The 25,884-nt window shown below is 55.8% G+C and carries 22 protein-coding genes; 13 read left to right on the plus strand and 9 right to left on the minus strand.

The genetic code is table 11. The features are described from left to right. The first annotated feature begins 112 nt into the window (after positions 1-112). Positions 113-1,246, plus strand: coding sequence for an outer membrane protein assembly factor BamB family protein (locus tag LAQ58_RS00695; protein ID WP_224448706.1), 1,134 nt, complete (start codon positions 113-115; stop codon positions 1,244-1,246). A gap of 4 nt (positions 1,247-1,250) precedes the next feature. Here LAQ58_RS00695 and LAQ58_RS00700 read toward each other — a convergent pair whose 3' ends face one another. Genes LAQ58_RS00700 through LAQ58_RS00710 form a run of 3 tightly spaced genes read right to left on the minus strand, consistent with a single transcriptional unit; the run spans position 1,251 to position 2,398 of the window. Beyond that, entirely contained in the window at positions 1,251-1,700 is a 450-nt protein-coding gene (locus tag LAQ58_RS00700) for a hypothetical protein (protein WP_224448707.1), read from the minus strand. Then, positions 1,697-2,185 (minus strand): hypothetical protein, encoded by a 489-nt coding sequence (locus LAQ58_RS00705; RefSeq protein ID WP_224448708.1) that lies wholly within the window; start codon positions 2,183-2,185, stop codon positions 1,697-1,699. Before LAQ58_RS00705 ends, LAQ58_RS00700 begins: the two co-directional genes overlap by 4 nt. A 6-nt stretch (positions 2,186-2,191) precedes the next feature. Further along, complete coding sequence (locus LAQ58_RS00710) at positions 2,192-2,398, minus strand: hypothetical protein (protein ID WP_224448709.1); 207 nt, start codon at positions 2,396-2,398, stop codon at positions 2,192-2,194. 153 nt (positions 2,399-2,551) lie between these two features. Here LAQ58_RS00710 and LAQ58_RS00715 point away from each other — a divergent pair, with 153 nt between their 5' ends. Further along, positions 2,552-4,219, plus strand: coding sequence for a gamma-glutamyltransferase family protein (locus LAQ58_RS00715; RefSeq protein WP_224448710.1), 1,668 nt, complete (start codon positions 2,552-2,554; stop codon positions 4,217-4,219). 220 nt (positions 4,220-4,439) lie between these two features. Next, positions 4,440-6,023 (plus strand): ArnT family glycosyltransferase, encoded by a 1,584-nt coding sequence (locus LAQ58_RS00720; protein ID WP_224448711.1) that lies wholly within the window; start codon positions 4,440-4,442, stop codon positions 6,021-6,023. Positions 6,024-6,212: 189 nt separating this feature from the next. Here LAQ58_RS00720 and LAQ58_RS00725 read toward each other — a convergent pair whose 3' ends face one another. Beyond that, the gene (locus tag LAQ58_RS00725) at positions 6,213-6,884 is read right to left on the minus strand and encodes a helix-turn-helix domain-containing protein (protein ID WP_425490678.1); all 672 of its coding nucleotides are present in this window, start codon (positions 6,882-6,884) and stop codon (positions 6,213-6,215) included. Between the two features lie 217 nt (positions 6,885-7,101). Here LAQ58_RS00725 and LAQ58_RS00730 point away from each other — a divergent pair, with 217 nt between their 5' ends. Beyond that, positions 7,102-8,265, plus strand: coding sequence for an FAD-dependent monooxygenase (locus LAQ58_RS00730; RefSeq protein WP_224448713.1), 1,164 nt, complete (start codon positions 7,102-7,104; stop codon positions 8,263-8,265). A 183-nt stretch (positions 8,266-8,448) separates the two neighbouring features. Here LAQ58_RS00730 and LAQ58_RS00735 read toward each other — a convergent pair whose 3' ends face one another. Continuing rightward, positions 8,449-10,299: an ABC transporter ATP-binding protein gene (locus LAQ58_RS00735; protein WP_224448714.1), complete on the minus strand. Its 1,851-nt coding sequence runs from the start codon at positions 10,297-10,299 to the stop codon at positions 8,449-8,451. A gap of 249 nt (positions 10,300-10,548) precedes the next feature. Between LAQ58_RS00735 and LAQ58_RS00740 the strand changes: the two genes are divergently transcribed. Continuing rightward, the gene (locus LAQ58_RS00740; protein ID WP_224448715.1) at positions 10,549-10,824 is read left to right on the plus strand and encodes a PadR family transcriptional regulator; all 276 of its coding nucleotides are present in this window, start codon (positions 10,549-10,551) and stop codon (positions 10,822-10,824) included. A gap of 887 nt (positions 10,825-11,711) precedes the next feature. On the opposite strand, the gene LAQ58_RS00745 is transcribed toward LAQ58_RS00740, so the two are convergent. After that, positions 11,712-11,963, minus strand: coding sequence for a hypothetical protein (locus tag LAQ58_RS00745; RefSeq protein WP_224448716.1), 252 nt, complete (start codon positions 11,961-11,963; stop codon positions 11,712-11,714). 291 nt (positions 11,964-12,254) lie between these two features. Here LAQ58_RS00745 and LAQ58_RS00750 point away from each other — a divergent pair, with 291 nt between their 5' ends. The 3 genes from LAQ58_RS00750 (at position 12,255) to LAQ58_RS00760 (ending at position 17,407) form a co-directional block, all read left to right on the plus strand. Next, a complete protein-coding gene (locus LAQ58_RS00750) occupies positions 12,255-12,998 on the plus strand; it encodes an ABC transporter ATP-binding protein (protein WP_224448717.1) in 744 nt (247 codons plus the stop codon). Next, positions 12,991-14,433, plus strand: coding sequence for a hypothetical protein (locus LAQ58_RS00755; RefSeq protein WP_425490679.1), 1,443 nt, complete (start codon positions 12,991-12,993; stop codon positions 14,431-14,433). The genes LAQ58_RS00750 and LAQ58_RS00755 overlap by 8 nt, the downstream gene beginning before the upstream one ends. A gap of 409 nt (positions 14,434-14,842) precedes the next feature. After that, positions 14,843-17,407, plus strand: coding sequence for a PGF-pre-PGF domain-containing protein (locus LAQ58_RS00760; RefSeq protein WP_224448719.1), 2,565 nt, complete (start codon positions 14,843-14,845; stop codon positions 17,405-17,407). A gap of 473 nt (positions 17,408-17,880) precedes the next feature. Here the strand turns inward: LAQ58_RS00760 and LAQ58_RS00765 are convergent, their stop codons facing one another. Beyond that, on the minus strand, positions 17,881-18,693 hold the full coding sequence (locus LAQ58_RS00765; RefSeq protein WP_224448720.1) for a zinc-dependent metalloprotease family protein: 813 nt from the start codon (positions 18,691-18,693) through the stop codon (positions 17,881-17,883). 397 nt (positions 18,694-19,090) lie between these two features. Continuing rightward, complete coding sequence (locus LAQ58_RS00770) at positions 19,091-19,660, minus strand: helix-turn-helix domain-containing protein (protein ID WP_224448721.1); 570 nt, start codon at positions 19,658-19,660, stop codon at positions 19,091-19,093. A 532-nt stretch (positions 19,661-20,192) separates the two neighbouring features. Here LAQ58_RS00770 and LAQ58_RS19230 point away from each other — a divergent pair. The 4 genes from LAQ58_RS19230 (at position 20,193) to LAQ58_RS00785 (ending at position 23,724) form a co-directional block, all read left to right on the plus strand. After that, positions 20,193-20,417 (plus strand): DUF8160 family protein, encoded by a 225-nt coding sequence (locus LAQ58_RS19230; protein ID WP_484494509.1) that lies wholly within the window; start codon positions 20,193-20,195, stop codon positions 20,415-20,417. Positions 20,418-20,840: 423 nt separating this feature from the next. Next, entirely contained in the window at positions 20,841-21,236 is a 396-nt protein-coding gene (locus LAQ58_RS00775; protein ID WP_224450200.1) for a type IV pilin domain-containing protein, read from the plus strand. Between the two features lie 138 nt (positions 21,237-21,374). Beyond that, positions 21,375-21,845, plus strand: coding sequence for a hypothetical protein (locus LAQ58_RS00780; protein WP_224448722.1), 471 nt, complete (start codon positions 21,375-21,377; stop codon positions 21,843-21,845). A gap of 1 nt (position 21,846) precedes the next feature. Beyond that, on the plus strand, positions 21,847-23,724 hold the full coding sequence (locus LAQ58_RS00785) for a hypothetical protein (RefSeq protein ID WP_224448723.1): 1,878 nt from the start codon (positions 21,847-21,849) through the stop codon (positions 23,722-23,724). Between the two features lie 15 nt (positions 23,725-23,739). On the opposite strand, the gene LAQ58_RS00790 is transcribed toward LAQ58_RS00785, so the two are convergent. After that, entirely contained in the window at positions 23,740-24,324 is a 585-nt protein-coding gene (locus LAQ58_RS00790; protein ID WP_224448724.1) for a YdcF family protein, read from the minus strand. Between the two features lie 330 nt (positions 24,325-24,654). On the opposite strand from LAQ58_RS00790, the gene LAQ58_RS00795 reads away from it, so the two are divergent. Further along, entirely contained in the window at positions 24,655-25,884 is a 1,230-nt protein-coding gene (locus LAQ58_RS00795) for a Cdc6/Cdc18 family protein (protein ID WP_224448725.1), read from the plus strand.

The following is a 25,884-nucleotide window of genomic DNA, read 5'->3' on the forward strand; positions in this document are numbered from 1 at the left end:
GAGATGGATTCGTTATCTACGACGACGGACGTTCTTCGAGGTCAGCACCGGCGACCGTTGTCACTCCTTTACACCACAGAAAGTACTTGTAACCAGAATTAAAAATCGACTCGTGGTCTCCCGTCGTTCCCTCCTCCAAAGCGGAGTCGTTGCTGGTCTCGTCGGTCTCTCCGGTTGTACTACACTGTCACCCTCGCCGGTCGACACGGTATGGCGTTACGAACTCGGACGGGCTATCGGTGGCAAGCCGTTCCAGATTCAGCCCACCGTGTTAGACGATTCGATTGTAGTCAACGACTTCCATACGGTCGCAGTCTTAGAGACAGATGGGGTCGAGCGGTGGAGTCACGAGTATGAACCGACGTCGGTCAACGGAAATGAAAGACGGTATGACAACTATCTAGTCACAGGTGTCGGCGCCGACAGTGAGCGCGTCTATGTTCCCGAAGCTGAGGGACTTACTGCGTTCGATATCGACGACGGTGACCGTCTGTGGCAGAGCGAGGCCCGCCCACCCGACGGCGTATCACTCCTCGCCACCGAATCGACCGTCTTCAGTGCCGGTATAGCGTTCGAGCCAGACACCGGCGAGGAACGCTGGGATGTCGAACGGTTGATCGAGGGACCGGGACCGCTCATAACCGACGGCAGGGCCCTCTTCGGAGATCTTCAGGGTCGCCTCCACGTGATCGATATCGAGAGTGGTGACCATCACTGGCGATTTGATATCCTGGAAGACTGGATACAGTGTCGGCCAGCTACAGACGGCGAGACGATATTTTTCGGAAGCGGAACCACAGACCTCGAAGAAGGCCGTTGCTATGCGTTCTCGGATACCGGCGACCGTCGCTGGATGCGATCACTCGATGCGGCAGTACACTCGACGCTATCGGTGGTTGACGGTCGCCTCTTTGTTGCGACCCACCGCGGCAGTGTGTACGCACTCGATTCGGACGATGGGACCGAACTGTGGAAATTCACCGGTCAAAATACGCTCAATTCGCTCTTTGGCAGACGGTCGATGACGAGCATGCAGGCGGACTTCTCTCCGACCGTAGTGAACGACAAACTGTACGTCGTCGACCCCAACGGGACGCTTTCAGTGCTGGACGCGGCCACGGGCGAGCGGCACAACCGCTACGAGGCTCCCTCGAACGGCTTCAGAACGGCACCCATAGTTGACGGTGACCGACTGTATCTCCGTACGCCGACCGACCTGTTCGCTGTTGAGCGCCCCTTAGACTGACGATTTACACGCCGCCGAGCCACGGCAGAAACGCCGCGGCGAGGTAGCCGTACCACTGAATCGCCCACGAGATGCCGAGCCAAAGCAGTCCCCACGGTGCCGAAAATCCGACTGGCCGGACAGGCCACTCCGCGCCAGGGTTCGTCTGTCTGCGCGGATAGACGTAATCAGCCAAGAAATGCAAGCCCATCCCGAGCGCGAGGAAGTGAATCGCCGTCGCCACCGAGGGAACCGCCGACAGCACGTCGAGACGCAGCGCCGCTTGATACAGGAGCGTCGGGAAGAGAAACGTGTGGAGTAGCCACGAGCGGTGGGTGTCTGCTCGGAAGGCGTCCAGTACAGGCAGCAACACGCCAACGACCAGCGGAACGGCGACGATGGGATGAGACCCGAACGCGACGGCGAGAAACGCCACCGGGATGGCGCTGGCGACGTGGAGTTCTCGGCTGGTCACACGAGTTCACCCCGATACGCGAGGACGATTCGCTCGGCGCCCTCCCCGGTGGTCTCATCGAAGGAAACGACTTCCAGGAGCGCTAACAGCCCTGGCAGGAGCAACACGACCGCGATTCCGACTGCGATGCAGAGTCCGAGCAACAGCGCAGCGAAACAGCACTGCAGGACGCTGAACGACGGCGTCTCCAGTAGGTGGTAGGCTGCATCTCGGAGCGCCGTCGTCGCCGACGGGCCGTCTGTCTCCTCCGGTGCGCGGGCAATCAGCGACGCGGCCCGAAAGAGGATGACGACGACGATTACGACGGCGTACAGTCCGGCCAGCGCGCCGAGCAGGAACGTCGGCCGACGGACCGCGAGCGCGATAGTCGAGTAGGCGTACGTCGTCGCGACGACGGCGAGCGCGAGAAGGCTGAACGGGAGGCCGCGCCGGAGATTAGCCCGAAACGACTCACGAAACGCGGCCAGCCGTGCCCGTTCGCTCACTGAGTGTCACAGAGCCTCGCCCTCGACGACGTCCGTCAGCGTCTCGACGAGCGCTAGCAGTGCCGCCCCGAGCGTGAGAAGGTGGAGCGAGGCCAACGACGTAGCGACGCTCAGCGCGACGACGGTCACGAGGTCGGAGTACGCCGCGCGGCCGAACGCTGCGATGGCCGCTATCGGGTCGAGGCGCTCCGTCTCGTCGGTCGTCGAACGCATCGCTCTTGTGGGCGCACGCCGGACGCAAAAGCGCTCCGGTAGTACACTATTCCGGTAGTTTCTACGCCGCGTTCCGTGACGACTGTTACGGCCACCACCGGCAAGAACCCCCCACTGGCGTGGCTCTTTGAGGTCTATTTGCTAAGAGGTGGTATGGACACCAGTAACCTCGACAGTTTCACTTCACGCCGGTCGACCGTCTACGGTCGCCGCGGCGTGGTTTCCACGAGCCAACCGCTCGCCGCGCAGGCGGGTATCACCACACTCCAAGAGGGCGGCAACGCCTTCGACGCGGCCGTCGCCACCGCAGCAGCGCTGAACGTCGTCGAACCCACCTCGACGGGTCTCGGCGGCGACGTGTTCGCGCTCTACCGCACCGCCGACGACGAGGTCGGCGCGATGCGCTCCTGCGGCGGCGCGCCTTCGGGCACGAGCATCGAGAAGGTCCGCGAAGCCATCTCCGAGGCCGACGAGGAGACGCGTTCGTCGTGGTATCCGGCGTCGCGCGGCTACGCCGTCGACTCCGCAGAGGACGCCGGGATGCCGTTTCTCGGCCCGCACGCGGTCACTGTTCCCGGGACAGCCCGCGGGTGGGAGACGACTGTCGAAGAACTCGGTCGGCTGACGCTCGGCGAGGTGCTGCAGCCGGCCATCGAGTACGCCAACAACGGCTACCCGGTCACCGAAGTCGTCTCCGCGCAGTGGCAGCACGGCGAGGAGCTGTTCAAATCGGAGCACGCCCGTGACGCCTACCTCTTCGACGGGAAAGCACCCGAGACGGGCGATATGGCGTCGTTGCCGAAACTCGGCGCGACGATGGAGCGCATCGCCGAGGAGGGCGCGGACGTCGTCTACGAGGGCGACATCGCCGAAACCATCGCGAGCGAGATTCAGGACCTCGGCGGCTTCATGACCGTCGACGACCTCGCGGACTTCGAACCGGAGTTCATCGACCCCGTCTCGACGACGTACAACGGCGCGGAGATATACGAACTGCCGCCGAACAACCAGGGACTAATCGCACTGGAAGCGCTCAACATCGCCGAGGAACTCGGCGCATCCGAGCACCCGCTCGACTCTGCAGAACGCGTCCACTACTTCGCGGAGGCGATGAAGCTCGCGTTCCACGACGGCCACCGCTACATCACCGACCCGGAGTACGAGGAAATTCCGCCGTTGGCGTCGAAAGAGTGGGCGAAAACGCGCGCCGAAGGCGTCGGCGAGACGGCCAACCACGACGTGAGCTTCGGTGTTCCCGACGCCAACGCCGAGGATGCCGACACCGTCCTCCTGTGCGTCGCCGACGACGAGGGCAACGTCGTCTCCTACATCAACTCCCGATTCGCCGGGTTCGGTTCGGGCGTCGTCGCGGGCGATACGGGCATCGCGCTGCAGAACCGCGGCGCGTCGTTCTCGTTGGATCCCGACCACCCCAACTCCCTGGAAGCCGGCAAGCGGCCGTTCCACACGCTCGTTCCCGCCGTCGCCAAACTCGGCGAGGATGACTGGGCGGCGTTCGGCGTGATGGGCGGCTACATGCAACCGCAAGGCCACGTGCAGGTCATCTCGAACGTCGTCGACTACGACCTCTCGATTCAGGCGGCGCTGGATCGGCCGCGCTGGCGCTACCGCGAGGACGGACAGTTAGCCGTCGAGGAGTTCTCCGACGCAGGCGTACCGACGGCGCTCACCCGGATGGGCCACGAGGTCCAGATTCTTGCGCCGCTGATGTTCGGTGGCGCGCAGTTCGTTCGCAACGACGGCGGCGTGCTCTCGGCGGCGACGGAACCCAGAAAGGACGGCAACGCGCTGGGCTACTGAGCCTTCCGCGCCGACCGGCGGTGTGCTGAGCCCCCAGTCGTCAGCGCAGGTCAAGTCATTGAACTGAATGGTATTTCTCACACATTGCAAACGCCTTCGACGGACGTTGCATCGCTCGGCGGAAACCGAGAACATATTTTCACCCCGAGCGTGAATAGGCAGTTGTGACACCTCTACGTCTTCTGTCCCTCCTCACGCGCAGACTGGGTGGTGGTAACGCATGACGCAGCCGATGGGCGACGCCGACGACTCGGGAGTCGTCTCGGAGCTTGGGCGGTTCCGCTCAAGCGCAGTCGCGAGATTGTTCTCCCGCGCCGACGCGCTTTACGTCTCGCCCGTGTTGCTGGCCGGCGTCGCGGTGTACGTTCTGTATCTCACGGTCAACGCCTACCCCGGCTACGGGGCGGGCCTGTACAACCTGATGGGCGAGCAGATTGCGGCCAATGGCTACCTGCCGCCGACGAAGATTCCCTACTACACCGTCGACGGCGTCCCCTTCGCGTATCCGCCGCTGATGTTCTACGTCATCGCCGTGATACGTGACGTGACTGGCGTCGGCCCGTTCGCGCTGGCGCGACTCTTCCCAGGGCTCATCACCATCGCGTATCTCGTGCCGACGTATCTGCTCGCGCGCGACGTGCTCGCCTCCCGCCCGGCGGCGACTGCCGTCGGCCTGCTCGTCGCGCTCAACCCGAAGGTGCTGCAGTGGCACATCACCGCCGGCGGCCTCGTCCGCGCACCGGCGTTTCTGTTCGCCGTCTGCGGTATCTATGCGGGCTATCGACTGTATGCCGCCGTCGAGACGACCGGCTACGACCGCCGGTGGCTCGCCGTCGCCTCGCTCTGTTTCGGGCTGACGCTTCTAACCCACCCGACGTACACGCTCTTTTTCGTCGGCAGTTTCGTCATCCTGTGGCTCTCGCTCGACCGGTCGCTCGCGGGCTTTCTCCGCGGCGGTGTCGTCGCCGCTGGCGGGTTCGCGATCGCGGCGCCGTGGCTCCTCTGGAACGTCTCGACGCACGGCCTTGAGGTATTCACCGCCGCGTCGGGGACCCACGGCGGTATTGGCGGCGGCTTCGCCGTCACCCCGTGGCTCGCGGTTCCGCTCGTTCTGGCGGCGGCGCTGTTTCTCGTGCGGCGGCCGTTCCTCGGCGTCTGGACGGTGGCGGCGGCGCTTCTGTTCCAGCAGGCGCGGTTCGTCGCCTTCGTCGGCACGTTCGGCGTCGTCGCGCTGACGCTCCCGCGCGTCCGAATCGCAGTCACCGACCGAATCCCCCGACCGAATCGCCGGACGGTCGCCGCCGTTGCCATCGCGGCGACGCTGGTCGCCGGTCTCGGCGTCGTCGGCTACTCGATGACCGTCGCCGAACCCTCCATCGCACCTGAGTTCGTCGACGACGACGACGTGGCGGCGATGGAGTGGGTCCACGAGGAGACGCCCGAGGGCGCGACGTTCGTCGTTGTCGGCGACGCTGCCGAGTGGTTCCCAGACGTCAGCAAACGGACGATGACCATCGGTCTGTGGGGCGTCGAGTGGGAAGGCTCCGAGACGTACTCTAAACAAGTGCGACTCTATCGAACCGTGTCGACCTGTGACTCCGCCGACTGCGTCTCGGACACGTTGAACGAAGCCGACGTGACGCCAGAGTACCTCTACGTCCCGAAGGGCACGTACATTGTCCGCGGCAAGCGAACCGGCGGCGGCGACGAACTCGTCGAGTCGCTGATGGTCGCCGACGGCTACGAACCGGCGTACGAGAACGACGGCGTCGTCGTCTTCCGCGTTGTGTCGACTGAGTCGTAATCCGGGCTAATTTCCTTCAAATTCAATTTTCATTTCCCAGTAGCGACTACGAATTCGGACGTATCGCCCTCTCAATGAAAACACTAAGTCGCACCCTCACAGAATGAGTATTCTCGCCGATTTTAATCCACAATCGATTGGCGGTAAAGGTGCGCGCAATAGATGTAGTGTCGGACACTGAACACGAGGTCACTGGTCACGAGAGCCGCGAGTAAGCGCGTCAAATACGCGCTCTTCGACTTTCCGGAGGTGATCTCCTGCGGTCGTGGATGCAATGCCGACGACGGCGGCCACGTCCGCATGTGTCGCCTGACGAGGATTCCTGTAGTACCCGATGTCGACTGCAGCCTCGAGTACTTCCTGCTGGCGTGGTGTCAATCGCCTCGCGAGCGAGGATTCGTCCGGTTCGTACTCCCCATTCTCGATGATCTCGAACGCGACAGCCTCCTCTTCAACGACAGTCTGGAACAGTCGTTGGAACCCCTCGTCGGTTCCCAAGTACGTGACTCGAAGTGAGCCGTCGGATGTGAAGCGGATCGGTGTCTCGATGATAATCTCCGACTCCCGTTGCAGTTCGAGTGAACGCCTTGACACATCCGTCGGCTCAAACTGACTCACTGCCATCCATCGCTCCTCGCCGGCGACAAGGAAATCAATGACGTGTGGCGAATCTCGCATTATCTCCTCATACCGAGCTCGGTCGCCGCTCCCCTCGGCGAACAACAGTACTGTCCCGTCACCGAGGAGTTCGACGTGGTGAATTGCTTCACGCGTGATTGAGGGTTCGTCCGTGAGTCGTTTCCCGAGCGGATGAAAGGAGTTGTGGTTGGAGGGGTGAACGAGGACCGTCAAATATCGCATACGGAGAATCATCGGCGAGAGTATTTAATAAAACGTGGATACGCTGCAGTCGGCGCTTGGTACTCCATCTCGAAGAGAGCAGTATGAGCCGGATGCAACCCGCCGTAGGTCATGATAGAGCTAACGACGGAGGACGGGCACATCGATTTCATGTTTGCTATGCTAGCGCTAAAGTCGGTTACCCGTACGCGGCGATCGATACCTGTCGGAGTCGGCTATGACGCGAAAGACATCCGAAATCGCCATTATCGGGGGCGGGATCTGCGGACTGGTTACGGCTCTCGCGCTCGAACAGCGAGGTTTGTCGCCGACCGTTTACGAAGCGGCCGTCGAGTATCGACCAATCGGTGCCGGACTCCTCTTGCAGACGAACGCACTACTCGTCCTCAACCGCCTCGGAATCGCCGATCGTGTCCGAGACACTGGCGTTGCTCTCGACGATAGTGTCATTCAATCGCCCAGCGGACGAGTGTTGAAACGATTTGACTTAAACCGACTCGAACGCGACGAGTTCGGCTACGGATTCGTAGCGATACATCGTGCCGACCTCCAGGCCATCCTCCTCGATGAACTAGCCACCGATGTGGAAACCGGAATGAAGTGTCATTCGGTCTCTGACACCCATGAGCCGACTGTTCAGTTCAGCGACGGTAGTCACATCCGTCCAGATGTCATCGTTGGAGCAGACGGGATCAACTCGACTGTCCGTGACGCCGTCGCTCCCGACGTCGAACTGGAGGCGATAGATAGCGTCGCATACCGGGCAGTTACGACCGTCGACCTTCCCGAAAAGCACCAAACACGGGGTGTTGAAATCTGGGGGAATGAGGCCTATTCCGGCGGTGCCCCACTCGGCGATGATCGATTCTACTGGTTTGGGACTGCGCCCGGCTCCCTTGCAAACGGTCAGGTCGACCACCTCAAAACGGTAGCTGAACTCCGCAAACAGCTCGCCGCGTATCCCGAACCCATTCCAACGGTACTCGACTCATTGGGTGAAGACGACATCTTCGTCACCGCTCTCAACGAGGTACCTACGCTCAATCAGTGGTATCAGGGATCTGTTTGTCTCGCCGGCGACGCCGCACACGCAATGTTGCCGTTTGCCGGGCAAGGCGCGGCACAGGCAATCGAGGACGGCCTTCTATTGGCTCACTTGCTTTCTGCGACAGATGTCCCATCGGAAGCATTCAAACTGTACGAACAGAAGCGTAAACCGAGAGCTGACCGAATTCGTTCGGAGTCACATCTGCTTGGGAGGCTCGGATCGATCCAATCCCAAATTGGGTCCAGAACGCGCAATTTAGCGGTCGAACTTGTGCCTGACGTCCTCTTTCAGCGCGCCCGTCGACAGCGAGCATCGTGTACGCCACTCCCGTAAGTCGTTTTGACTAAATCCCCTCGGCATGGCCTCGTGTGAGGAGAGATACGCACCGAATTTGGGACGCCAGTGGATTTCGAGACACCGATAGTACAATTGACGTACTGCCGGTATGAAAACTCTCGCTTCTCGATGTGGTCTCTCTTCCATGTAATGGTGGAACGACCACTCTGTCCGCCTAACTCAATCGTCTGCACCGTCGCGCACCAACCGCGCGACAGCCGCGTCGTCGAGTCGGTCGAACTCACCCGCCTGCACGCCCCATAGCGTCGCGTACAATCCGCCGAGCGAAACGAGTTCGTCGTGCGTCCCCCGTTCGACGACGCGCCCGCCTTCGAGGACCAGAATCCGGTCGGCGCGGCGGATCGTCGAGAGGCGGTGCGCGATGACGAGCGTCGTCCGGTTCTTGGTCAGGCGGGTTAGCGCCCGCTGGATGAGCAGTTCCGTCTCGGTGTCGACCGCCGAGGTGGCCTCGTCCAACACGAGCACGTCCGGATCCTGTAACATTGCGCGAGCGATGGAGAGGCGCTGACGCTGGCCGCCCGAGAGCTTTATCCCGCGCTCGCCGATGCGGGTGTCGTAGCCCTCGGGGAGGTCAGTGACGAACGCATGGGCCTCTGCGGCTTTCGCGGCGTCGACCATCTCCGCCTCCGTCGCGTCGAACGCGCCGTAGGTGAGGTTCTCTCTGACCGAACCGTCGAAGAGGTAGACGTCCTGGCTCACGTAGCCGACAGCGCGGCGGAGGCTGTCGAGCGTCGCGTCGCGCACGTCAATCCCGTCGACGCGGACTGCACCCTCGGTCACATCGTAGAGTCGGAGCAACAGTTTCGCGGCCGTCGACTTTCCCGCGCCCGTGGGTCCGACGAGCGCGACCGTCTCGCCGGGTTCGGCGACGAAGTTCACGTCGGAGAGGACGGGGCGGTCCTCCTCGTAGGCGAAGGAGACGTCGTCGTATTCGATGCGGCCCTCGACGCGCCCGAGGTCGACGGCGTTTTCCTCATCTCCGACGGTGACGGGGAGGTCAGTCAACCCGAAGATGCGCTCGCCAGAGGCGCGGGCGTTCTCGTAGGAGTTGACGATGCGGCCCGCGCCCGCCAGCGGGTCGACGAATCGCTGGGTCATAAAGAGAAACGTGACGAACTCGCCGACTTGCAGGCCCGGACCGCCCAGCGGACCCGTGGACCCGGTGACCAGCCAGTAGCCGCCGATGGCGAACGTCGCGGCGAACGCGACGTTGGCGGCCAGTTCCATTCCCGGTTGGTAGAAGTACTCCAGTTTGGCGACCGCCCACGTCTTCAGGTAGTAGTCCCACGAGGCGTCTTCGATGCGGCCGTCCTCGTACGTCTCGGTGTTGGAGGTCTTGATGACCTCGATGCCCGAGAGGTTGTTCTCCAGTCGAGTGTTGAGCGCGCCGACGCTCGCGCGGAGCGCCCGGTAGCGCGGCCGAATCGTCCGCATGAACGCGACGGTGAACACCACCAGAACGGGCATGGCGACGAGCGTGACGGCCGCCAACTGCGCGTTCAGCCAGAACAGCACCGCGCCGATGCCGAGCGCGGAGACGACGAGTTGGACTGCGCCGCTGAGTGTCGTCCCGAGGAACTCGCGGAGATTCCGCACGTCGCTGTTGAGGATGCTCATCACCTCGCCAGTCTGCTTGTCGTCGAAGAAGGCCGCGTCGAGGCGCTGCATCGTCGCGTACGTATCGGTTCGAATCGCGTGCTGGACGCGGTTCGAGTACAGCGACAGCGAGACGCCCTGCGTCCACGAGAACGCAACCGACAGTATTGACGCACCGACGATCAGGCCGAGCGAGAGCCACAGTTGGCCCTCGAGCGTCGAGGGTAGCGACCCGTCGGGTACAATCGGTAGTCGGTAGGCTGTCTCCGTCCCGGGGGTGAATAGCGCGTCGATGGCGATGCCGAGTACCAGCGGCGGCACGAGCGCGACGAGTCGGCTGAACAGGCTCGCGACGAGACCTATGGCGAACAGCCAGCGGTCGTCTCGTCCGTAAGCCGAGAACAGTCGGACCATCGGGTCCGTCTCTCGTCCGCGCCCGTCGTCAACCGGATTTGTCTCACCGGTGGCTGGTGATGGAACTGCGTGTGACATATACTCGCCGACGCCCGGAGACGCCCTTACCGGAGGTAACGGTCCCAGCAAGCATGAACTGCGCGTCCGCTCCAGAGATTCCCGGTTTGGGCTGTTACTCGACCGAAAGAATCCTCATCGTTCACAGAGTCGGAAATGATATATAATAAAAGTAATGTCTGGATTGGTAGGATGTATGACTTAACTGGCTTCCAACGAGATCTCTTACTGGTCGTTTCAGGCCTTGACAGCCCACATGGCCTTGCTATTAAGGATGAAATCGAAAACTACTATGAATCCGAGATCCATCATGGCCGCCTGTACCCGAATCTCGACACGCTCGTACAAAAGGGATTAGTGAAGAAAGGGACGGTCGACAGGCGGACTAATTCTTACTCGATTACAGAACGAGGCGTTCGTGAAATCCGTGCACGAAATGAGTGGGAAGCGCAGTACGCCGAAGGGTGAGATTCTCCCGTATTGCAGAGCAAGGCATCTTCTCAGAACGAGACCTCAACAGACTTTATCCTTGAGGTGTGCTCCTGAGCAATTTGTCTTCGTTTTTCTTAGAACATATTTTCCGACCCAACTGAGTCTCTTGTATCTGGTTATCACTTTCACTACGCTTTGAGAGAATTCAAGTACTCGCCTGAGAGACGATGTGTCGGGATCCGTGAACGTCCCCCGTTACCCATGTTCGAATCAGTCAAAGCGGCCGTCAGGTGGAAGACACCGCAAACCGCGCTTTATGAGTGTCGCGATTGCGGTGCGGCGGTTTCAAAGAAAGTTACCTGCTGTCCTCGCTGTGAATCCACTGAGATTGCCGAATACGAAGCAGACTCGCTTCGTTGATCTTTAACTCGCTGTAATCGGAAGCGTTCGTCTATTGACTCCATCCTGTGGATATTTTCCTGTACAAACACAGCGCCCAAACAAGTAATTTAATATGAATGTATGGCAGCTTGAATAGTGATGGCCTTCTCGGGCTGTCATGAACCAGGACACTCATCAACTTCACTGGTTCAGCACTGGGTGTGATATTGTCGTATTACACCTCAAGAGAAGAAGGGCGAAAGCTGCTCCCCTATGTTGCTTTCGCCATTCTCTCAGAGCTTCTTATGCTGAGATTGATCGAACCCACTACTAGGGGAATACAGGCCTCAAGCCCGCTGATTTTGAATTAGAGCCACAGCAATCAGGTCTTCTTAGACAAGAATACTGAACGGATTCAAGTACCGACCACCGAATACAGAGACAGCCACAGTGAGTTGTCGAATAGAATTATGCGATATCCGGGGTCTCTTCTTCAGCTTCTGACCCGGTTTTTTCCTTGAGCATCTTTTGGACAGTCGTCTCTACTCATCTTGATTGATTCCTTTTTCAAGTGTTTCTGTGAGCTTGTCGCGGCGGTGTTGGAGGTTGTTGAGGAGTGACTCTGCAGTATCGGTTGAGATTTTTTCAACGGTCCATGAGCCATTGCTGTACTGCCATCGTAGTGTATCCCCCTCGTGGATGTTTTCGGAACTGCGGAACGCTTCTGGAATTGCTGTGAGGTTTTCTTTGGCAATGGTCGTTTCAGCGCTGACGTTCTCACTCTCTCTGAACATATCAATCAAATATACACTATACATTGTCAGTCTACCTGTTAATTGCTACATAATTGGCGTTAAATTAAGTGTATTTGGCTAGTATCGATTTTCAGTAACACTCTACATCGGGAGTTTCGTCACCCCAAGGTTAGACGAAACTCAAACTCCAACCAATCCTCCACAGCGAACCAGTGGTAGAATCCTCACCGGCCCTTCGCCCGAAGTTCAAATCGGAGGATTACTTCTACAGAATATTCCAATAAACCTACTTGTTTATCTATTTTGAGAAACGATGGTAGCAGGACTTCCGTGACAGCAATTCAAATCGAAGCACTCTACAAGAGGTACGGAGACATCACCGCGATTGACGGACTCTCCCTCGCTGTGGACGAAGGTGAATTATTCGGGCTTCTTGGCCCAAACGGTGCCGGCAAGACCACGACGATGGAGATTCTAACCGGCCAGCTCACACCGGAGCGCGGTCACGTTAGCGTATTGGATGTCGACCCAGTCGAGCACCCAACTTACGCCCGTGAACGAGTCGGTATTCTTCCTGAGAAAGAGTCGCCACCCAGCTTCATGACGCCCCGGGAGTACTTCGAGTTCATTGGCGCAATTCGAGGGATTTCTGATGAGAAGATAGATGAACGGATCGAGATGTGGGCTGACAGACTCGGCTTCTCGGAGAAACTCGACACACTGTCCACGGATCTCTCGCGGGGACAACAGCAGAAGGCCATGATCACCGGCGCATTCCTCCACGACCCCGAACTGGTGTTTATCGACGAGCCGCTCGCCAACCTTGATCCAATCGTTCAAGAGCGGGTGAAGCGGTTCCTGCGCGAGTATAGGGATGCTGGCAACACCGTAATCGTCACGACGCACGACGTGGATGTGGCGGAGGAACTGTGTTCGCGCGTCGGAATCGTGTATAACGGGACACTCGTCGCAGACGTTCGTCCGGCAGCGCTCTCGATTGACAAGACGCTTCTCGATGTCTTCTTAGAGCACGTTGACGCGACCGTCGATCGAGGTGTTACAGTAGATGACTAGTGGGCGAACTCGCCGTGTCTTCGTCGAGATGTTCATCGAAGAGTGGCGAATGCACAGCCGCCTCTTTCGCGGTAGTCATTTCGCACTCTTCCCGGTGTTTATTGGCCTTCTGACTGCAGGCATGTCGTGGCTACTCGTCACTACCGGCACCGAATCGGCAACAGTGTTCGCCGGTCTGCACGCGCTTGTATTCGTCTTCGGGCTCCACACGGGATCGATTGGCTTCGTCGGACGAGACGCCCTCCGTAATCTCCTCGGTGACATGACGCTCTTGGTATTTACCGCTCAGACGCTTCCACTCTCCCAAAATCGGCTGCTCGGTATTTTCGTCGTGAAAGATGTCGTCTTCTATGCGTTACTTTTCTTATTGCCGATAACGGTAGGGTCGGTGCTAGCGGTCTTCGTCATCAGTGGATTTGCAGGGCTGATTTCTAATGCCGTGACTGCACTCGTCCTGTGGACGACCCTCATGCTGACGTTTGTTCTCGGGCTAGGGGCGACAATCGCAGGGCTCGGTATAACCCGACGAGGCGTTTCTGGCCTCGCGCTACTTGCCGTTCTCATCGTGTTAGTCGTCGCGGCGGTCATCAGTGGCGTTGATGTCGTCGCATACACGCCATATGGCGTGTTTCTCGATCAGACACTTCTACGAATCAGTTCGACAGTGGCTCTCGTTCTAGCGATCTTTCTGGTTGGAGCTGTCACGTTCGACGCGACCGCAACTCAACCGGTTCGTGCCGTCGAACCGTCCTTTCGTCGATGGTGGCGTCGAATTGGTGATCCGCTAGCGACGAAGACGCTTCTCGACGTGCATCGCAGTTCTGGTGGATTCTGGAAGGTGTTCTTTTCGGCAGCGATCCTCTTCGGCGTCACCGTCAGTCTCGTTGAGTTCGCCGGTCAGATTACGGGCGTCTCGCCGTCTGTTGGCGTCTCGTTTGGTGCGATCCTTGGTCTCTCAGGTTTCACGACGTATAACTGGCTTACACAGTCCGACGACATCGACTCGTATCTCGTCCATCCCGTCTCCATACCCGCCGTCATTGAAGCGAAGTTTCGGGCATTTCTCCTGCTCGGTCCGCTTGTTGGGCTTGCCTTCTTTGCGCTTGCGCTCGTCTGGCGCGGGGGACCAGGTCTCGAGGCATTCGTTGGGGCCGTCTTGCTCGTCGGCGTCGCGTGTTACATCTTTGGGGTAACAGTCTACCTCACAGGGCTCTCCCCGAACGAGTTTCTCTTTGATACTGCTCTGTTTGCAGCCTTCGGTGGTGCAATGATGCTTCCGCTGGTTCCGATTCTCGTTGTCGGATTTGCACTCGCACCACTATCTGTCGGTAGCGTGGCCGTACTCGGTAGTGGTGGGATCATCCTCGGTGTTACTGGTATCGTCTTGTATCGACGGTCGATTCCGAAGTGGTCGACCCGGTATCAGGAAGGATGAAAACCAAGGTGTCCAGAAAGGACCTGCCCTCATAGAGGCGGTTGCGATTTGCACATATTAATTCTGCAGACACCGCTCTGTCCGACTTCGCCGTCGGTAGTGGTGCTCTTTTTCGATGTGTATGCTACGGAACCCACTCCAAATACGCACAAAACATTCAATCTCAATAGACTACCCGGAATGTTTATACGATATGGATATGACGCTGGTATGTGATTATTACTAGAAATGATTTGCGGATGGCACAGCCAGCACACAAACACTTCTCTTGGTGGTCTCAATGAGGACAGACGCTCGTACGCTTGGGGCGATTCTTTGTGCGTTTTTCCTCTGTACTACAGCGATAGGGCCAGCTGTGGCTGTCGGAGTCGACTCGGACTCGAATTCTAATGCTATCTTGTTAGAGACGATGAGTACGACTACCACAACGTCGACGTCTACCTTTGAGGGGCAACTCGTCAACGCAAACGGCGACCCAGTGAGCGGCGGTGAGGTTCATCTCACTAACACTACTACAGATACATTTGTAGTGGCGGAGGTTACTTCGAATGGGAATTTCTCAACTGACGTTTACGCTGGCACCTATACGGTCGTATACGTTCAGGACACCTCTACTGACGGAACCTATCCCCGCGATGGTATCCCAGATACACACCTACTTGGGGAATACACTATTGAGGAACCAACGAATCTAGGAGAAATCAAACTCCCAGGAGCATACGTCCTCACTGCCGACGTTACTGATGAGAGTGAGAATCCAATTTTAGGCGCCGACGTGAACGTCTTTTCCGGATTCTTCGACTCTTTGCACTCTTCTCTGATATCCGGTCTCACGACCGATGAGTCGGGACAGCTCGTCCAAGCGGATGGAGTCACCCAAGGAGTCGAAGTTGCTGGTGACGTTACGCTCCAACTTGTAGAAAACCGAGAGCAAGGCTACATGCGTACGAGGACTGAAACGACTGTCTCTGAAGATGACCATCTCACGCTCAGTACCGAGAAGGGGACCTGGGTCGACGGCACCGTCACGAAGAAGGATGGAACGTCAATTACCTCTGGGCGCGTTACGATCGTCGACAACCACGCTGATGGACCGCGAGGGCGGAGTGGCCCGGTCGAAGATGGTACGTATATGGTCTCAGTCCCGCGTGATTCGCAGTACGAGGTCGTCTACAGACAACTCTCAGAGATTGACCCCTCGACGATACGTGACGGAGTTCCTGCCATCTATGCGGACTCACAACTTGCAGCAACCGACCGAGAGCAAACTCGAGACCTCTCGATTCCAGACAGCCATGTGTTCGAACTGACGGTTATCGACCAACACGGAGAGCCAATTGAAGGCGCTAATGTCTGGATCAACAGTGTCGCGAACGATGGTTCCGATTGGGGACTGCATATGAACACGAATGCTGAGGGACAGTTGGTCCACGACGATGGAGAGACCACTGGCATCGAACTTGCAGGCCCAGTTGAGGTCACTGTCCAACCACCGGACCAGTACTCCGGAACGACCTCTAAGACCTTCAACTACCAAGTCGATGGACCGATGAGTGAGGAGGTGACGTTCGATCTTCCCCCTACGATTTCTGGTACGGTCGAGACCAGTGCTGGTGACCCACTGGGTGGGGAGTACGTAATTGCGCGAGACGATTCGGAGGAATTCATCCGGTTTGCCGAAGCACAGACTGATGGATCTTTCACCGTGGAAGCACCTGGCACTGCTGATACTAGCCTCTCGTTCGTCCAGATGGGTGAATCTGATGACGTCCTCGGTAAACGAGATGGAATTGCCGACCTCTACACCGCACAGATGGTCGACACAGCTACCGACACGGATGTCGGAGTCGTTACAATTCCCAATGGCCATCTACTTGAGATTGAGGTTGTCGATCAAGACGGCACGCCTGTAGAGGGTGCTACGGTCACCGTCACACACGATAATCCGGAAGTCGTCGACGATACTGCCGTTAGAGGATCCACGACTGCTGACGGAAAGTTCATCTCAGGCGGCGAACCTGGAATCGAAGTCACAGGGACAATCGACATTCTCGTCGCTCCCCCGGACGCTGAGGATCCTCAGACTGACGCTCAGTCACAGACAATTACCGTCGAGGACGATCGACTCGAGACGTTCACACTGGAGACCAGCACTGACTCAGGGACCGACGAAACCTCAGATGAGACTTCAGACGACGAGCCACCGACTGATGATTCCGAGGAGAGTCCCTCTGACGACGCCCCAAGCAGTGGAGGTGCTCCAGCCAGTCAATCGGATGACTCCACCCCGACAAATCCTGTCGAGGTAACGATCGATGAATCTGAGACTGGCGCAAGCCTCTCCGCAAAGAAGGTGCTATCCGGCAGCTCGTTCACTGCAGACTTCGAATCGATGGTCGAAGGCACGAGCAGTTCCGTTGATTCGATTTCCTTCGACTTCTCATTTGATAGTCCTGGGCAGTTTGAGATGGATGTCTCCGACCCTGCCGAGGCGCCGAAGCACGCCCCGGAGCTGGCTCAGCAATCCGCTCTCGAGTACTTCGAGGTCGAGACGACAAATCTCGAAGCCGAGAATCTCGATGCGGTTGTGTTCACGTTCACCGTGGATACCACACTGCTGGGTGAAGATGTCTCCGCTGCGGATGTGACGCTGTACCGCTATCACGACGGTAGCTGGCAAGAGCTTGAGACTGCCCACATTGAGGACGGAACGTTCGAGGCGACGAGTCAAGGCTTCTCTGAGTTCGCAATCGGTGTCTCCTCGCAGAGTCAATCCGAGAGCGAGACTTCGACCGAAACGGACGAACAGACGACGGAAACGTCGACTGTTACCGACACGGAGACCGAGGTGTCACCTGTAGACGAGACGTCGACGCAACCTGGAACAACCGCAGAAGAGATGCCCGGCTTCACGGCGTTTACTGCGCTACTGGCGTTGTTGTGTCTGGCATTCTTCGCTCGAAGACAACACTAAGACGTCTCTTCGTTTTCTCCAGTCGATCTTCTGTTTCACGTCTATAGACCTGCGCGTATCTTCTCAATCCACAGTGACAAAAGACATATAAAAGTAAAATACGTCAAAGAATTAGTGATTGACAATATTTGTATAGAGTCGAGAACAGGAACCAATTGCTGGTTAGAGAGATACAGTGTAATGTCCGAAACTGGGTGTACACTGTCGTCTTTAGACGCTAAAGATAGAGAAAACTGAAAATGACTCCTCTCTACTTCACGTCTCTTGTGTTCCTGTCTGCTTCGTCTCTTCTGTTCATGTGGTTCGTTTCGTATCTCTGGGTCTATAAGATCCCAATAGAACGGTGAGCCATTGAGAATGGTCAACTCATTCTTGGAAAAGTCAACATGACTTCGATAATCAGTAGTGGTCTAGATGCCGCTCTTAGAACGCATAAACCATTATCTCAATATTGATTTTCAGAGTATGACCTTCTACCACTGAGTAGAGGAGCTTGACATGATCTCGTCTGCGTTCAAGTCTCCCGGCTCCCGGCTTGCATTCCACGACTGATTATACAGGGGAATCGAGTGCGAAGTCCCTTTCTTCATCACCGGTGCGTGTGAGTCGTGGGTTTTCCCGAAGACATGTCCAAGTTCGTGGGCGACGGTGTATGCGGTCGGTCCGTCATCCATGCCGGTCTCGATGTAGACGTGGGCAGGCCTCACCATCGAGTATTCCTCGTCAAGAATCGGCGCACATCCCACAACATTTCGGCCCTCGACATAGCCACAGTATTTCTCGGCTTCAGGAACGAACTTCACCACGACGGTTGCATTTGATGCATTGTCGGTGAGTGAGTAGGTGTAGTTTCCAGCGCCGAAGAACGCTGTGGCGTTTTGCTGCCACCACCTGAACGCTCCTTTCACGTGTGGACGGAAGTTGCGTGTATTTTCACCGGATGTCTGGATGTTGACCGTGACCTTGCGAGTGAGGTGTGGATTGCGCTCAGGGTATTTCTCACTCTCGTAGCGCTCAGTCAGATAATCAGGGAGTGGCGGTGGTTGTTCGATTGAATTGTCTGACTTCGCTGCGGTTGAGTTGTTTCCAACCGATGTGGATGGCTGCGTCGTGGTTCCAAGAGGTGTCGCTGTAGTTGTTGTGGATGATTCTGGTTGGGGAGTTGGTGTCGCAGCTGGGGTGCTCGGCTCCTCGTTTGATTCGATCCCGAGCGTGGGCGCTTGCTGTATACATCCCGAAAATGCGACTAGCAGAACAAGAAGAACCACCAACGGTTTCTGAAGCATTTCTCTGGTGACATCAAATGGACTTTACAACATTGTTATGGGTCTAATTCCGTTTGTTTTGAGGTTCATACTGGACGCATCTCTTCTTACACCCGGTTTTGACGGGACTTCCCACGAAGACGTTCTTCGCTGATTTGGGAACTTCGGGTTTGCATCCCGTCGTGAAGCTGGGAGTACCACACCCGCATTATCCCGATCTTCTCGTGAGGTGTCGGGAGTTCCTTGCTTATTTTCTGACGATATCCACAGCGGGCGTCTCGACGGTAAGAACGGAATTTACATCTGGAGCTGACGAAGAGCCAAACGACGACCTCGCACAGTAGCTCTCGTCACCAGCGGACGGTTTCGAGAGGCTATATCCCGAATACCGGGAGTTGTAGCCACACTTTTCTCGCTGTTACTCTTCTTCGCGCGCCCGCGTTCGCTCGACAGCCTCTTTACCGGTATCCGTGGCTCGATACTCTGTCTGTCGTTTGTCTTCCTCGTAAGGGCGTTTCTCAACGAGGTCACGGTCTTCAAGATGCCACAGTGAAGTCCCGATCGTATCTTTCGAGACGTCCCAGTCGTCGGGAATCGCTTCACGAATTTCCTTGGTTCGAAGCCACCCGCCTTCCTCGGTCAAGATCTGCATGAGCTGATACGGGTCTCCGCCAGCCTGTAATCGAGGTGGCTGTGTCGGTTGCTTTTCAGATGCGTCGATGTGCTCCGTTTCAGTCTCTGTTTCTGTGTCTTGCTCCTCAAGTTGCGGTTCGACGTCGGGAGTCTCCTCCGTAGACGCAGATTGGTCTGCCGGTTCTTTTTCTACCGCTTTTTGGCCCTGGCGTTCGATACCGGGAAGTGAGAGTTGTGCGTTCTCGCTTGGTGTGATTTCTAACTCAAATCGTTTGATTTGGACGTTTTCTCCGAGTTGGTTGAGGACCTGGTGGAGATCTTTTGGTGAAAATGAGCCGGCAAGTTCGTACGTCATCTGATTAACATTGGTACCGCCTGCGAATTCGCTCGACATGTGATTTGTTCATTGACTCGCTTGGCACTTCAATAAGAGCCAATTATAATGATTTCATTGACGGGAGAACCAGAGAGTCTCCACTCATGGATTGATTTAAAGTGGATTTAAACAAGTAACTTCAGAGTCTCATACATTCCTCATACTCGTCTTTGTCTTGGCCTTTCTATTCATGTACTGGGCCTTCCATCTTTGGATCGATCAGATACCAGCTGAGCGCCAATCCATTAGAATTCCATACATTCATCACAGGTTATGAGAATGTATAGTGAGGTAACGCATGCAGGAGCGAAAGCACGAGGAACGAGGGGGAGTCCAAGAGATCGATCCTGCGGTATCTGACGAGCAATGTACCGTCTGTGGTACAACTGAACAGATACGAGTCCACTATATCGATGGTATAGAAGCGAACACGGAGGCTGAGAACTGTGTTCCAATGTGCGAAGTCTGCCACCAGCGAATTTGCACTGATTCTCGGGATTCAGAGACGTGGATGCAATACGACGTTGCCGTTCCTGACGCTATTGGGGGAGCCGCTGATCGAGAGTTCATCCGTCTCGTCTGTGAATGTAACCAAACGTTCGGATGGCGGCCAGACAAACATCGACACTACCTTCCACTTGTCGTCGTCGACGGGGTTTCAGGCGTCGAGGCAATGGACGCAGACGCCTTCTTCAAGCGACTCGACGAACTTGGCCTGTTGTCGTCTCGTAAGTGATGCCAGCAGTCAGATTATACGAAAACAATGAGAATACCTGCTCATACTCTCATTCGGGAGTCTCCCAAACTGCCGTTTACGGTATAATCGAGTGGACCGACGAAAGGCTGATATCGAATTAGAATTCGCTAGCGAACGCTAAGTTGCTGTTTCAGTATCTGAGACGTACGACAGGCGTCTGACACGCTTATTTTATCCGTGAACAATACAAATCATCAAACCGTTCGCTCACGGAAAGAGTTATGTGTTCCTACTGTATTCGACTGGATAGACACGCAAACACTCGTACCGGGCAACAAAGACGGGTCGACGGTGTAGGGGAAGCGGCTCAGACACTCCCTCACACGTCAACAGCGGGTACGGTATGCCTGCTGATAATCTTATTGCCCAAGGGGGAGTGGGGACGTGTTCCAAACACACACCATGAAACTTCCAAATCTGTTCGGTAACGAAAAACGGGCTGTATCGCCGGTCATAGGGGTCATCCTTATGGTCGCAATTACTGTGATTCTCGCGGCTGTCATCGGGACGTTCGTCCTTGGGCTGGGGGATTCAGTCCAAACTGCACCGCAAGTCAGTTTTGGCTTTGATCAGAATGACAATGACGTGACGATTACTCACCGTGGAGGAGCTTCTTTGGACGCGGATGATGTAGAGGTTCGTGTTGACGGAGTGGTCAGTGATTACAGCCAATTCGATGGAACCGTTCAAACCGGTAAAACGGTATCTATAACAGTAGAGGAGAGCTCGACCACTGTCTCCGTAGTCTATGTTGGCGGAGAGGGTGAATCTATCCTCGGTAGTTACGATTTGAACTAGTCTTAAAAGTTCAATTCTAGACTTTCCTTTCCCAGATTTTCATAGCGGCCATAAGAACAATCAGAACGTTAGAATACCAAATAGAGTAGTTGTCAAGTCATTATGAATTTTTGTGAAAACTTATCCCTGTTTGTAACCGTGTGCTTTCTCTCGATTGCAGTTGTGAGCGGCCCTGCTATCTCGGGAATTGATTTGACGCCCGAAAAATCAGTGGCTATCGATGATGAGTCTCCATTTGGAGATATTGGAGGTAATGTCACGGGACATTCCAATATAAGCAAACAGGGATACTCTTTGAAGCCAGGGATTCCTGGATCTGGAGTCCATAAAGTCCAAGCTCCTGACGCGAATTTTACTATAGACTCTGTTACAGGCAATGTGCTTATAGTATACACCATTCGGATACCGGAACTTGGATATCTTACTGAATCTATGCAAGTAGTCAACCAAGATTCGCCACGCGAGTTGACATTCTCTATCGAGGATGCTATAATAAGTTCAAACCAACTCAAAAAGATGAAATACAAGGGAACTGCTGAAGTTGTCGTCCGGAAAAACGGAGCTTCACGAGTAGTTGCTCAAGAATCGATAACCATAATTGTTGGATAGTATGGCTGAGAGTCTTGTTTTAACTAAAGCAGTAAGAAATCGATACGTGGCATTCAAACGTCAACTGTTTACTTTCGTCTTCGGAGATCGCTATGGCTTGCTTTTGTTTGTAAGTGCACTCTCCTTCTTTGGACTCTACTGGCGGGTTGGGATTTTTCTCAATGACAATTATGCGGTCGCAAACGGTCTCTACAATGCTGCTAATGGCCATCTCCAAGTGACCGAAATAATCTATGGCCCATCCTCCGGTAGTGTGCCAGGTATGGTCTCCGGGGAGAACGGTAGATACTCTCGTAATGTTGGTCAAATCGTGATTACACTTCCCGTATTATGGATATTGAAGGGATTTGCGTTGGTGGCTGACCTTCGTGTACTACTCCTCGGAGTGTGGTGCAGTTTAATTTTGGCGATGGGTATGCTTCTTAGCCGTATTTTTAATGAAAAATCGTATATTCAGCCACTCGCAGCCATTGTCGCACTGACTGTATTCGGTCTTAATCTCTCGGTCGCTACCGAACTTGAGAGTCGATGGCTTGCACCACTTGCACTCCAGTTGACCTCAATGGCTGCGGCTGCCCTCTCCAGTGTCATAATTTACCGTCTCCTTTCCCGACTACACACCACTCACGTCGGACTAATTGGAGGTGTAATTGTCGCTATTGCAACACCGGTCGGCTTCTGGGCTTCGATTCCGAAACGCCACACCTACATGGCACTGCTTGTGGTAGCAACCGTATACAGCTTCTATCGAAGCCGAGAAGCAACAGAGAGCGCTAAGATATTGAAATTCCGCGCACTGTCGTACGCTTTCGTCGGGTTGGCAACGTGGATTCAAGCTGGCGAAGCGTTTGTCCTGTTCGTGTCGTTGGTTACCGTCGATTTTGCGACTGCACCATCGAACTCTCGACGGGAACTCAGAACAATCGGTGGGGTGTTTGGCCTTTCATTAGTACCATTCTTACTGACGAATCTGATTATCGCAGGCAATCCGCTCATGCCACCAATGTTGCTCCCTCGATATACAGAGACGGCAGCGGTTACGACTGGAAGCAGTGGCACATCATCAAGTAACTCCTCAACTGTCTCGGTTCCAATTTGGTTACAGGGAGTTGCGCTACTTGAGGCGACGAGTCTAAAAGCGATAGAGCAGATGAATCGGTTTACTTCTATTCTATCAAAGGGAGTAACAGTTCTCAGCGATCCTGAAAGACTCACACAGGTTTTCATCCGGGGCGGATATATCGAAGACGTAGCTAGTAGAGATCACGGCCAAGCAGTGAATCTTGCTCTGCTGGAAGCAATGCCGCTCTTTGGGGCAATCGTGATACTTCCTAAAACACTAGTAAAGCGCATTCGAACACAGAATAGAGAGCCAATCGCTGCGGTCGATTGGCTAGTCGCTGTGTATGTCGTTCTTTTGACTATATTTTACTTACCACGCTTACCTGTGCATGCGATGATTACGGTCCGGTATTTGCTTCCCATAATGCCTCTCTTGGTCTACGCTGTGTTTCGGTTTGCAGCATTCAGAGAACTACTACAATATCCACGCGTACTTGGGTTTTCGTATGCAGGAACAGTGTTGATTGGTTCCCAGCTCATACTCGTTCTGCTCGTCGTCTTGCAAGCGAATCTCGGTGAAGCAGCCCAAGTTCATGCGTGGATTAATCTCGCGGCTGCAACATGTCTCATTGCGTGGCTTTTACTCTACTCTTATGTGCCTCAACGGTTTCAGCCAGTTGGCGCCGTTGTCCTTGGCTGTGTTTGTGGGTTGACGACTGCTTTCCTCCTGCTTTCTGGAGTTGTCTATTTCTCCACTGGGTCTGGATTTGTACTTCCGGCGATTGAGTGGTTGAGTACTCGCCTAAATTGGATGTAGATTTACTGAGTGGGCTTAGCTGAAGCCCTTTCTGGAATTTGGCAGTGCCACCGTTGTATCTGCAATCTCATAGAGGTCATGTTTCTCGTTAAGACGCTGGCGAATTGCTTCGATATCCCCTATCGGAACTTGATCGAAAAATGTCCGAACTTGTTCTAGTTTGGTTTGCTGCCGAATTGGGTGTATCTCAAGATGAGAATCCACACAGTAGCTCAGATCAATGGTGACCGAGTCGTCGAAACACTGCTCAAAGATGTATTTCGCGCGTTCTGCGTGATACCGCGAGGTCACGAGATACAGCGTTTCCACTTGGTGATCGAGTTCGTCTATGCGCACGCGTGCAAAGTAGCCATTTCCGATTGTATCTAACGCACAGTGGTCTGTGACGATATACGCTGGATTGACGCCCTGTGAGCGGGCATACGCGTCCATTACCTCACACTCGGTTTTATCCACGCAGGGATTCACTTGCCCGCCACTCAAGAGCAGATATGACGCATCTGTGTTCGAGAATGCTTCGAGCCCGGCGTCGAGACGTGCTTGGAGTTGCGGATGAATCTCCTCAGATTGGAGTTCATGTCCAAGCACGACCACGACCATACTTCTTCCCTATCGTCGATGGATATAGGTGCTTCGTTGAATTGAACACTAAAGGAAGTTGATGTTTAGGAGAGTCTCAACTCGCGGGAAGTCTTTACCGTACCTGCACTTTGCATCACTATTCGACAGTTAACTGCGACTGCCGTCTCAGTACTCTTTCTTAATTATTCCACATACGCGCGAGAGTCGACGGTCATTCTGTGCGTCTATTCATTCAGTTTGTCAGCGCGTACGTTATCGTTGCTCACGTCGATATAGAGACACACGTAGCTCTGATGGAAAATGAGGCTGTTTCCAACGAGCCACCACCCAGTTACCGAGTGAGATGCAATGACCAACTACGACGACCTCTTCGCCGAAACAGCCCCGACGAACAGCGTATTTGCAGACAAAGCGGCACTGAATCCGCTGACGCCCTCGAAAGAGATTATCGCCCGCGACGAACAAGAGCGCCAGCTAGCAACGCTTCTGAACGGTATTCACGAGGGATATCTTCCACCGACGGTGTCGGTACACGGCCCACCGGGGACGGGCAAGACGATGACCACGCGGCGGGTCTGTGAGGAGTTTGCGACACGGCACGAGGAGGTAGCCGTCGAGTACGTCAACCTCAAGGAGTGTCGAACGATCTTCAGCGTCGCGAACGAGTTGCTCCGTGTCCTTTCGGGCGAGCCAAAACAAGCGTGGGAGGGACTCGACGGCGTCTTCGCCGGTATCTGGGCGGCGCTCGAAGTGTATCCGGCGTGGACGGTGCTCATCCTCGACGAAATCGACCACATCGCCCACGACTCCAATTACGATCCAAGCGAGTTCTTCTACCGACTGCTGCGCGGGGAAGGGCGGCTCCAACGTAACATTCAACTGTCTGTGTTTCTGCTCAGCAACGAGTTGCTTGAGGTGGATCTCCGTCTTGACAGCCGCGTCAAGAGCGCGATGAGCGGCGAGCAGATTTTCTTTCCGCCGTATTCGAGGCCGCTGTTGCGACGGGTGCTCGCGCCGCGCGTCGAACAGGCGTTCAAAGACGGCGTGTTGCCCGAGTCGGTATTCGAGTACGGAATTCGACAGGCTGCGGCGCGGTGGGGCGATGCGCGAAAGACGATGACGTTGTTTCGCAGAGCCGGCGAGACTGCAAACGAGCGTGGGTTAGCGGTACTCAACGAGGCGTGTATCGACGCCAACCTCGAACTCACCGAGAAGGAGACGACGATCGAGAAATTGGCACAAGTGCCCCCACAGCATTATCTCGTATTACGGGCGGTGACTGGATACAAGAACCGAGAAACTGGTGAGACAGCCCAACCGGTAACGACGAAAGAGGTGGAAGAGGCCTATTCGACGTTCGACCTTCCGACGCAATCGAAACTTGGGGAGCGGGCGATTCGAGAGGTTGTGACTGAGTTAGAGACGATGGGATTGGTTGAGACGTGGGTCGACTCACGCGGCCGTGACGGGCGCATCAAACAGATCCAGACGACGTTCGACCCAGAGTGGGTATTTGAAGCCCGATCGACGTATATGGAGGTGCATCGACGGACGGGGGCGAACGAAGACGTGGAGTGA

The organism is Haloprofundus salilacus (genome assembly GCF_020150815.1).
Lineage (GTDB): Archaea > Halobacteriota > Halobacteria > Halobacteriales > Haloferacaceae > Haloprofundus > Haloprofundus salilacus.

What these genes read in the sequence shown, in the direction of transcription:
- LAQ58_RS00730 (WP_224448713.1), top strand. Translation starts at nt 7,102, where the DNA reads ATGACGCGAAAGACATCCGAAATCGCCATTATCGGGGGCGGGATCTGC.
- LAQ58_RS00745 (WP_224448716.1), bottom strand. Translation starts at nt 11,963, where the DNA reads ATGTTCAGAGAGAGTGAGAACGTCAGCGCTGAAACGACCATTGCCAAA.
- LAQ58_RS00770 (WP_224448721.1), bottom strand. Translation starts at nt 19,660, where the DNA reads ATGACGTACGAACTTGCCGGCTCATTTTCACCAAAAGATCTCCACCAG.
- LAQ58_RS00790 (WP_224448724.1), bottom strand. Translation starts at nt 24,324, where the DNA reads ATGGTCGTGGTCGTGCTTGGACATGAACTCCAATCTGAGGAGATTCAT.
- LAQ58_RS00715 (WP_224448710.1), top strand. Translation starts at nt 2,552, where the DNA reads ATGGACACCAGTAACCTCGACAGTTTCACTTCACGCCGGTCGACCGTC.
- LAQ58_RS00760 (WP_224448719.1), top strand. Translation starts at nt 14,843, where the DNA reads ATGAGTACGACTACCACAACGTCGACGTCTACCTTTGAGGGGCAACTC.
- LAQ58_RS00725 (WP_425490678.1), bottom strand. Translation starts at nt 6,884, where the DNA reads ATGCGATATTTGACGGTCCTCGTTCACCCCTCCAACCACAACTCCTTT.
- LAQ58_RS00795 (WP_224448725.1), top strand. Translation starts at nt 24,655, where the DNA reads ATGACCAACTACGACGACCTCTTCGCCGAAACAGCCCCGACGAACAGC.
- LAQ58_RS00765 (WP_224448720.1), bottom strand. Translation starts at nt 18,693, where the DNA reads ATGCTTCAGAAACCGTTGGTGGTTCTTCTTGTTCTGCTAGTCGCATTT.
- LAQ58_RS00740 (WP_224448715.1), top strand. Translation starts at nt 10,549, where the DNA reads ATGTATGACTTAACTGGCTTCCAACGAGATCTCTTACTGGTCGTTTCA.
- LAQ58_RS00710 (WP_224448709.1), bottom strand. Translation starts at nt 2,398, where the DNA reads ATGCGTTCGACGACCGACGAGACGGAGCGCCTCGACCCGATAGCGGCC.
- LAQ58_RS19230 (WP_484494509.1), top strand. Translation starts at nt 20,193, where the DNA reads ATGCAATACGACGTTGCCGTTCCTGACGCTATTGGGGGAGCCGCTGAT.
- LAQ58_RS00785 (WP_224448723.1), top strand. Translation starts at nt 21,847, where the DNA reads ATGGCTGAGAGTCTTGTTTTAACTAAAGCAGTAAGAAATCGATACGTG.
- LAQ58_RS00735 (WP_224448714.1), bottom strand. Translation starts at nt 10,299, where the DNA reads ATGGTCCGACTGTTCTCGGCTTACGGACGAGACGACCGCTGGCTGTTC.
- LAQ58_RS00775 (WP_224450200.1), top strand. Translation starts at nt 20,841, where the DNA reads ATGAAACTTCCAAATCTGTTCGGTAACGAAAAACGGGCTGTATCGCCG.
- LAQ58_RS00720 (WP_224448711.1), top strand. Translation starts at nt 4,440, where the DNA reads ATGACGCAGCCGATGGGCGACGCCGACGACTCGGGAGTCGTCTCGGAG.
- LAQ58_RS00755 (WP_425490679.1), top strand. Translation starts at nt 12,991, where the DNA reads ATGACTAGTGGGCGAACTCGCCGTGTCTTCGTCGAGATGTTCATCGAA.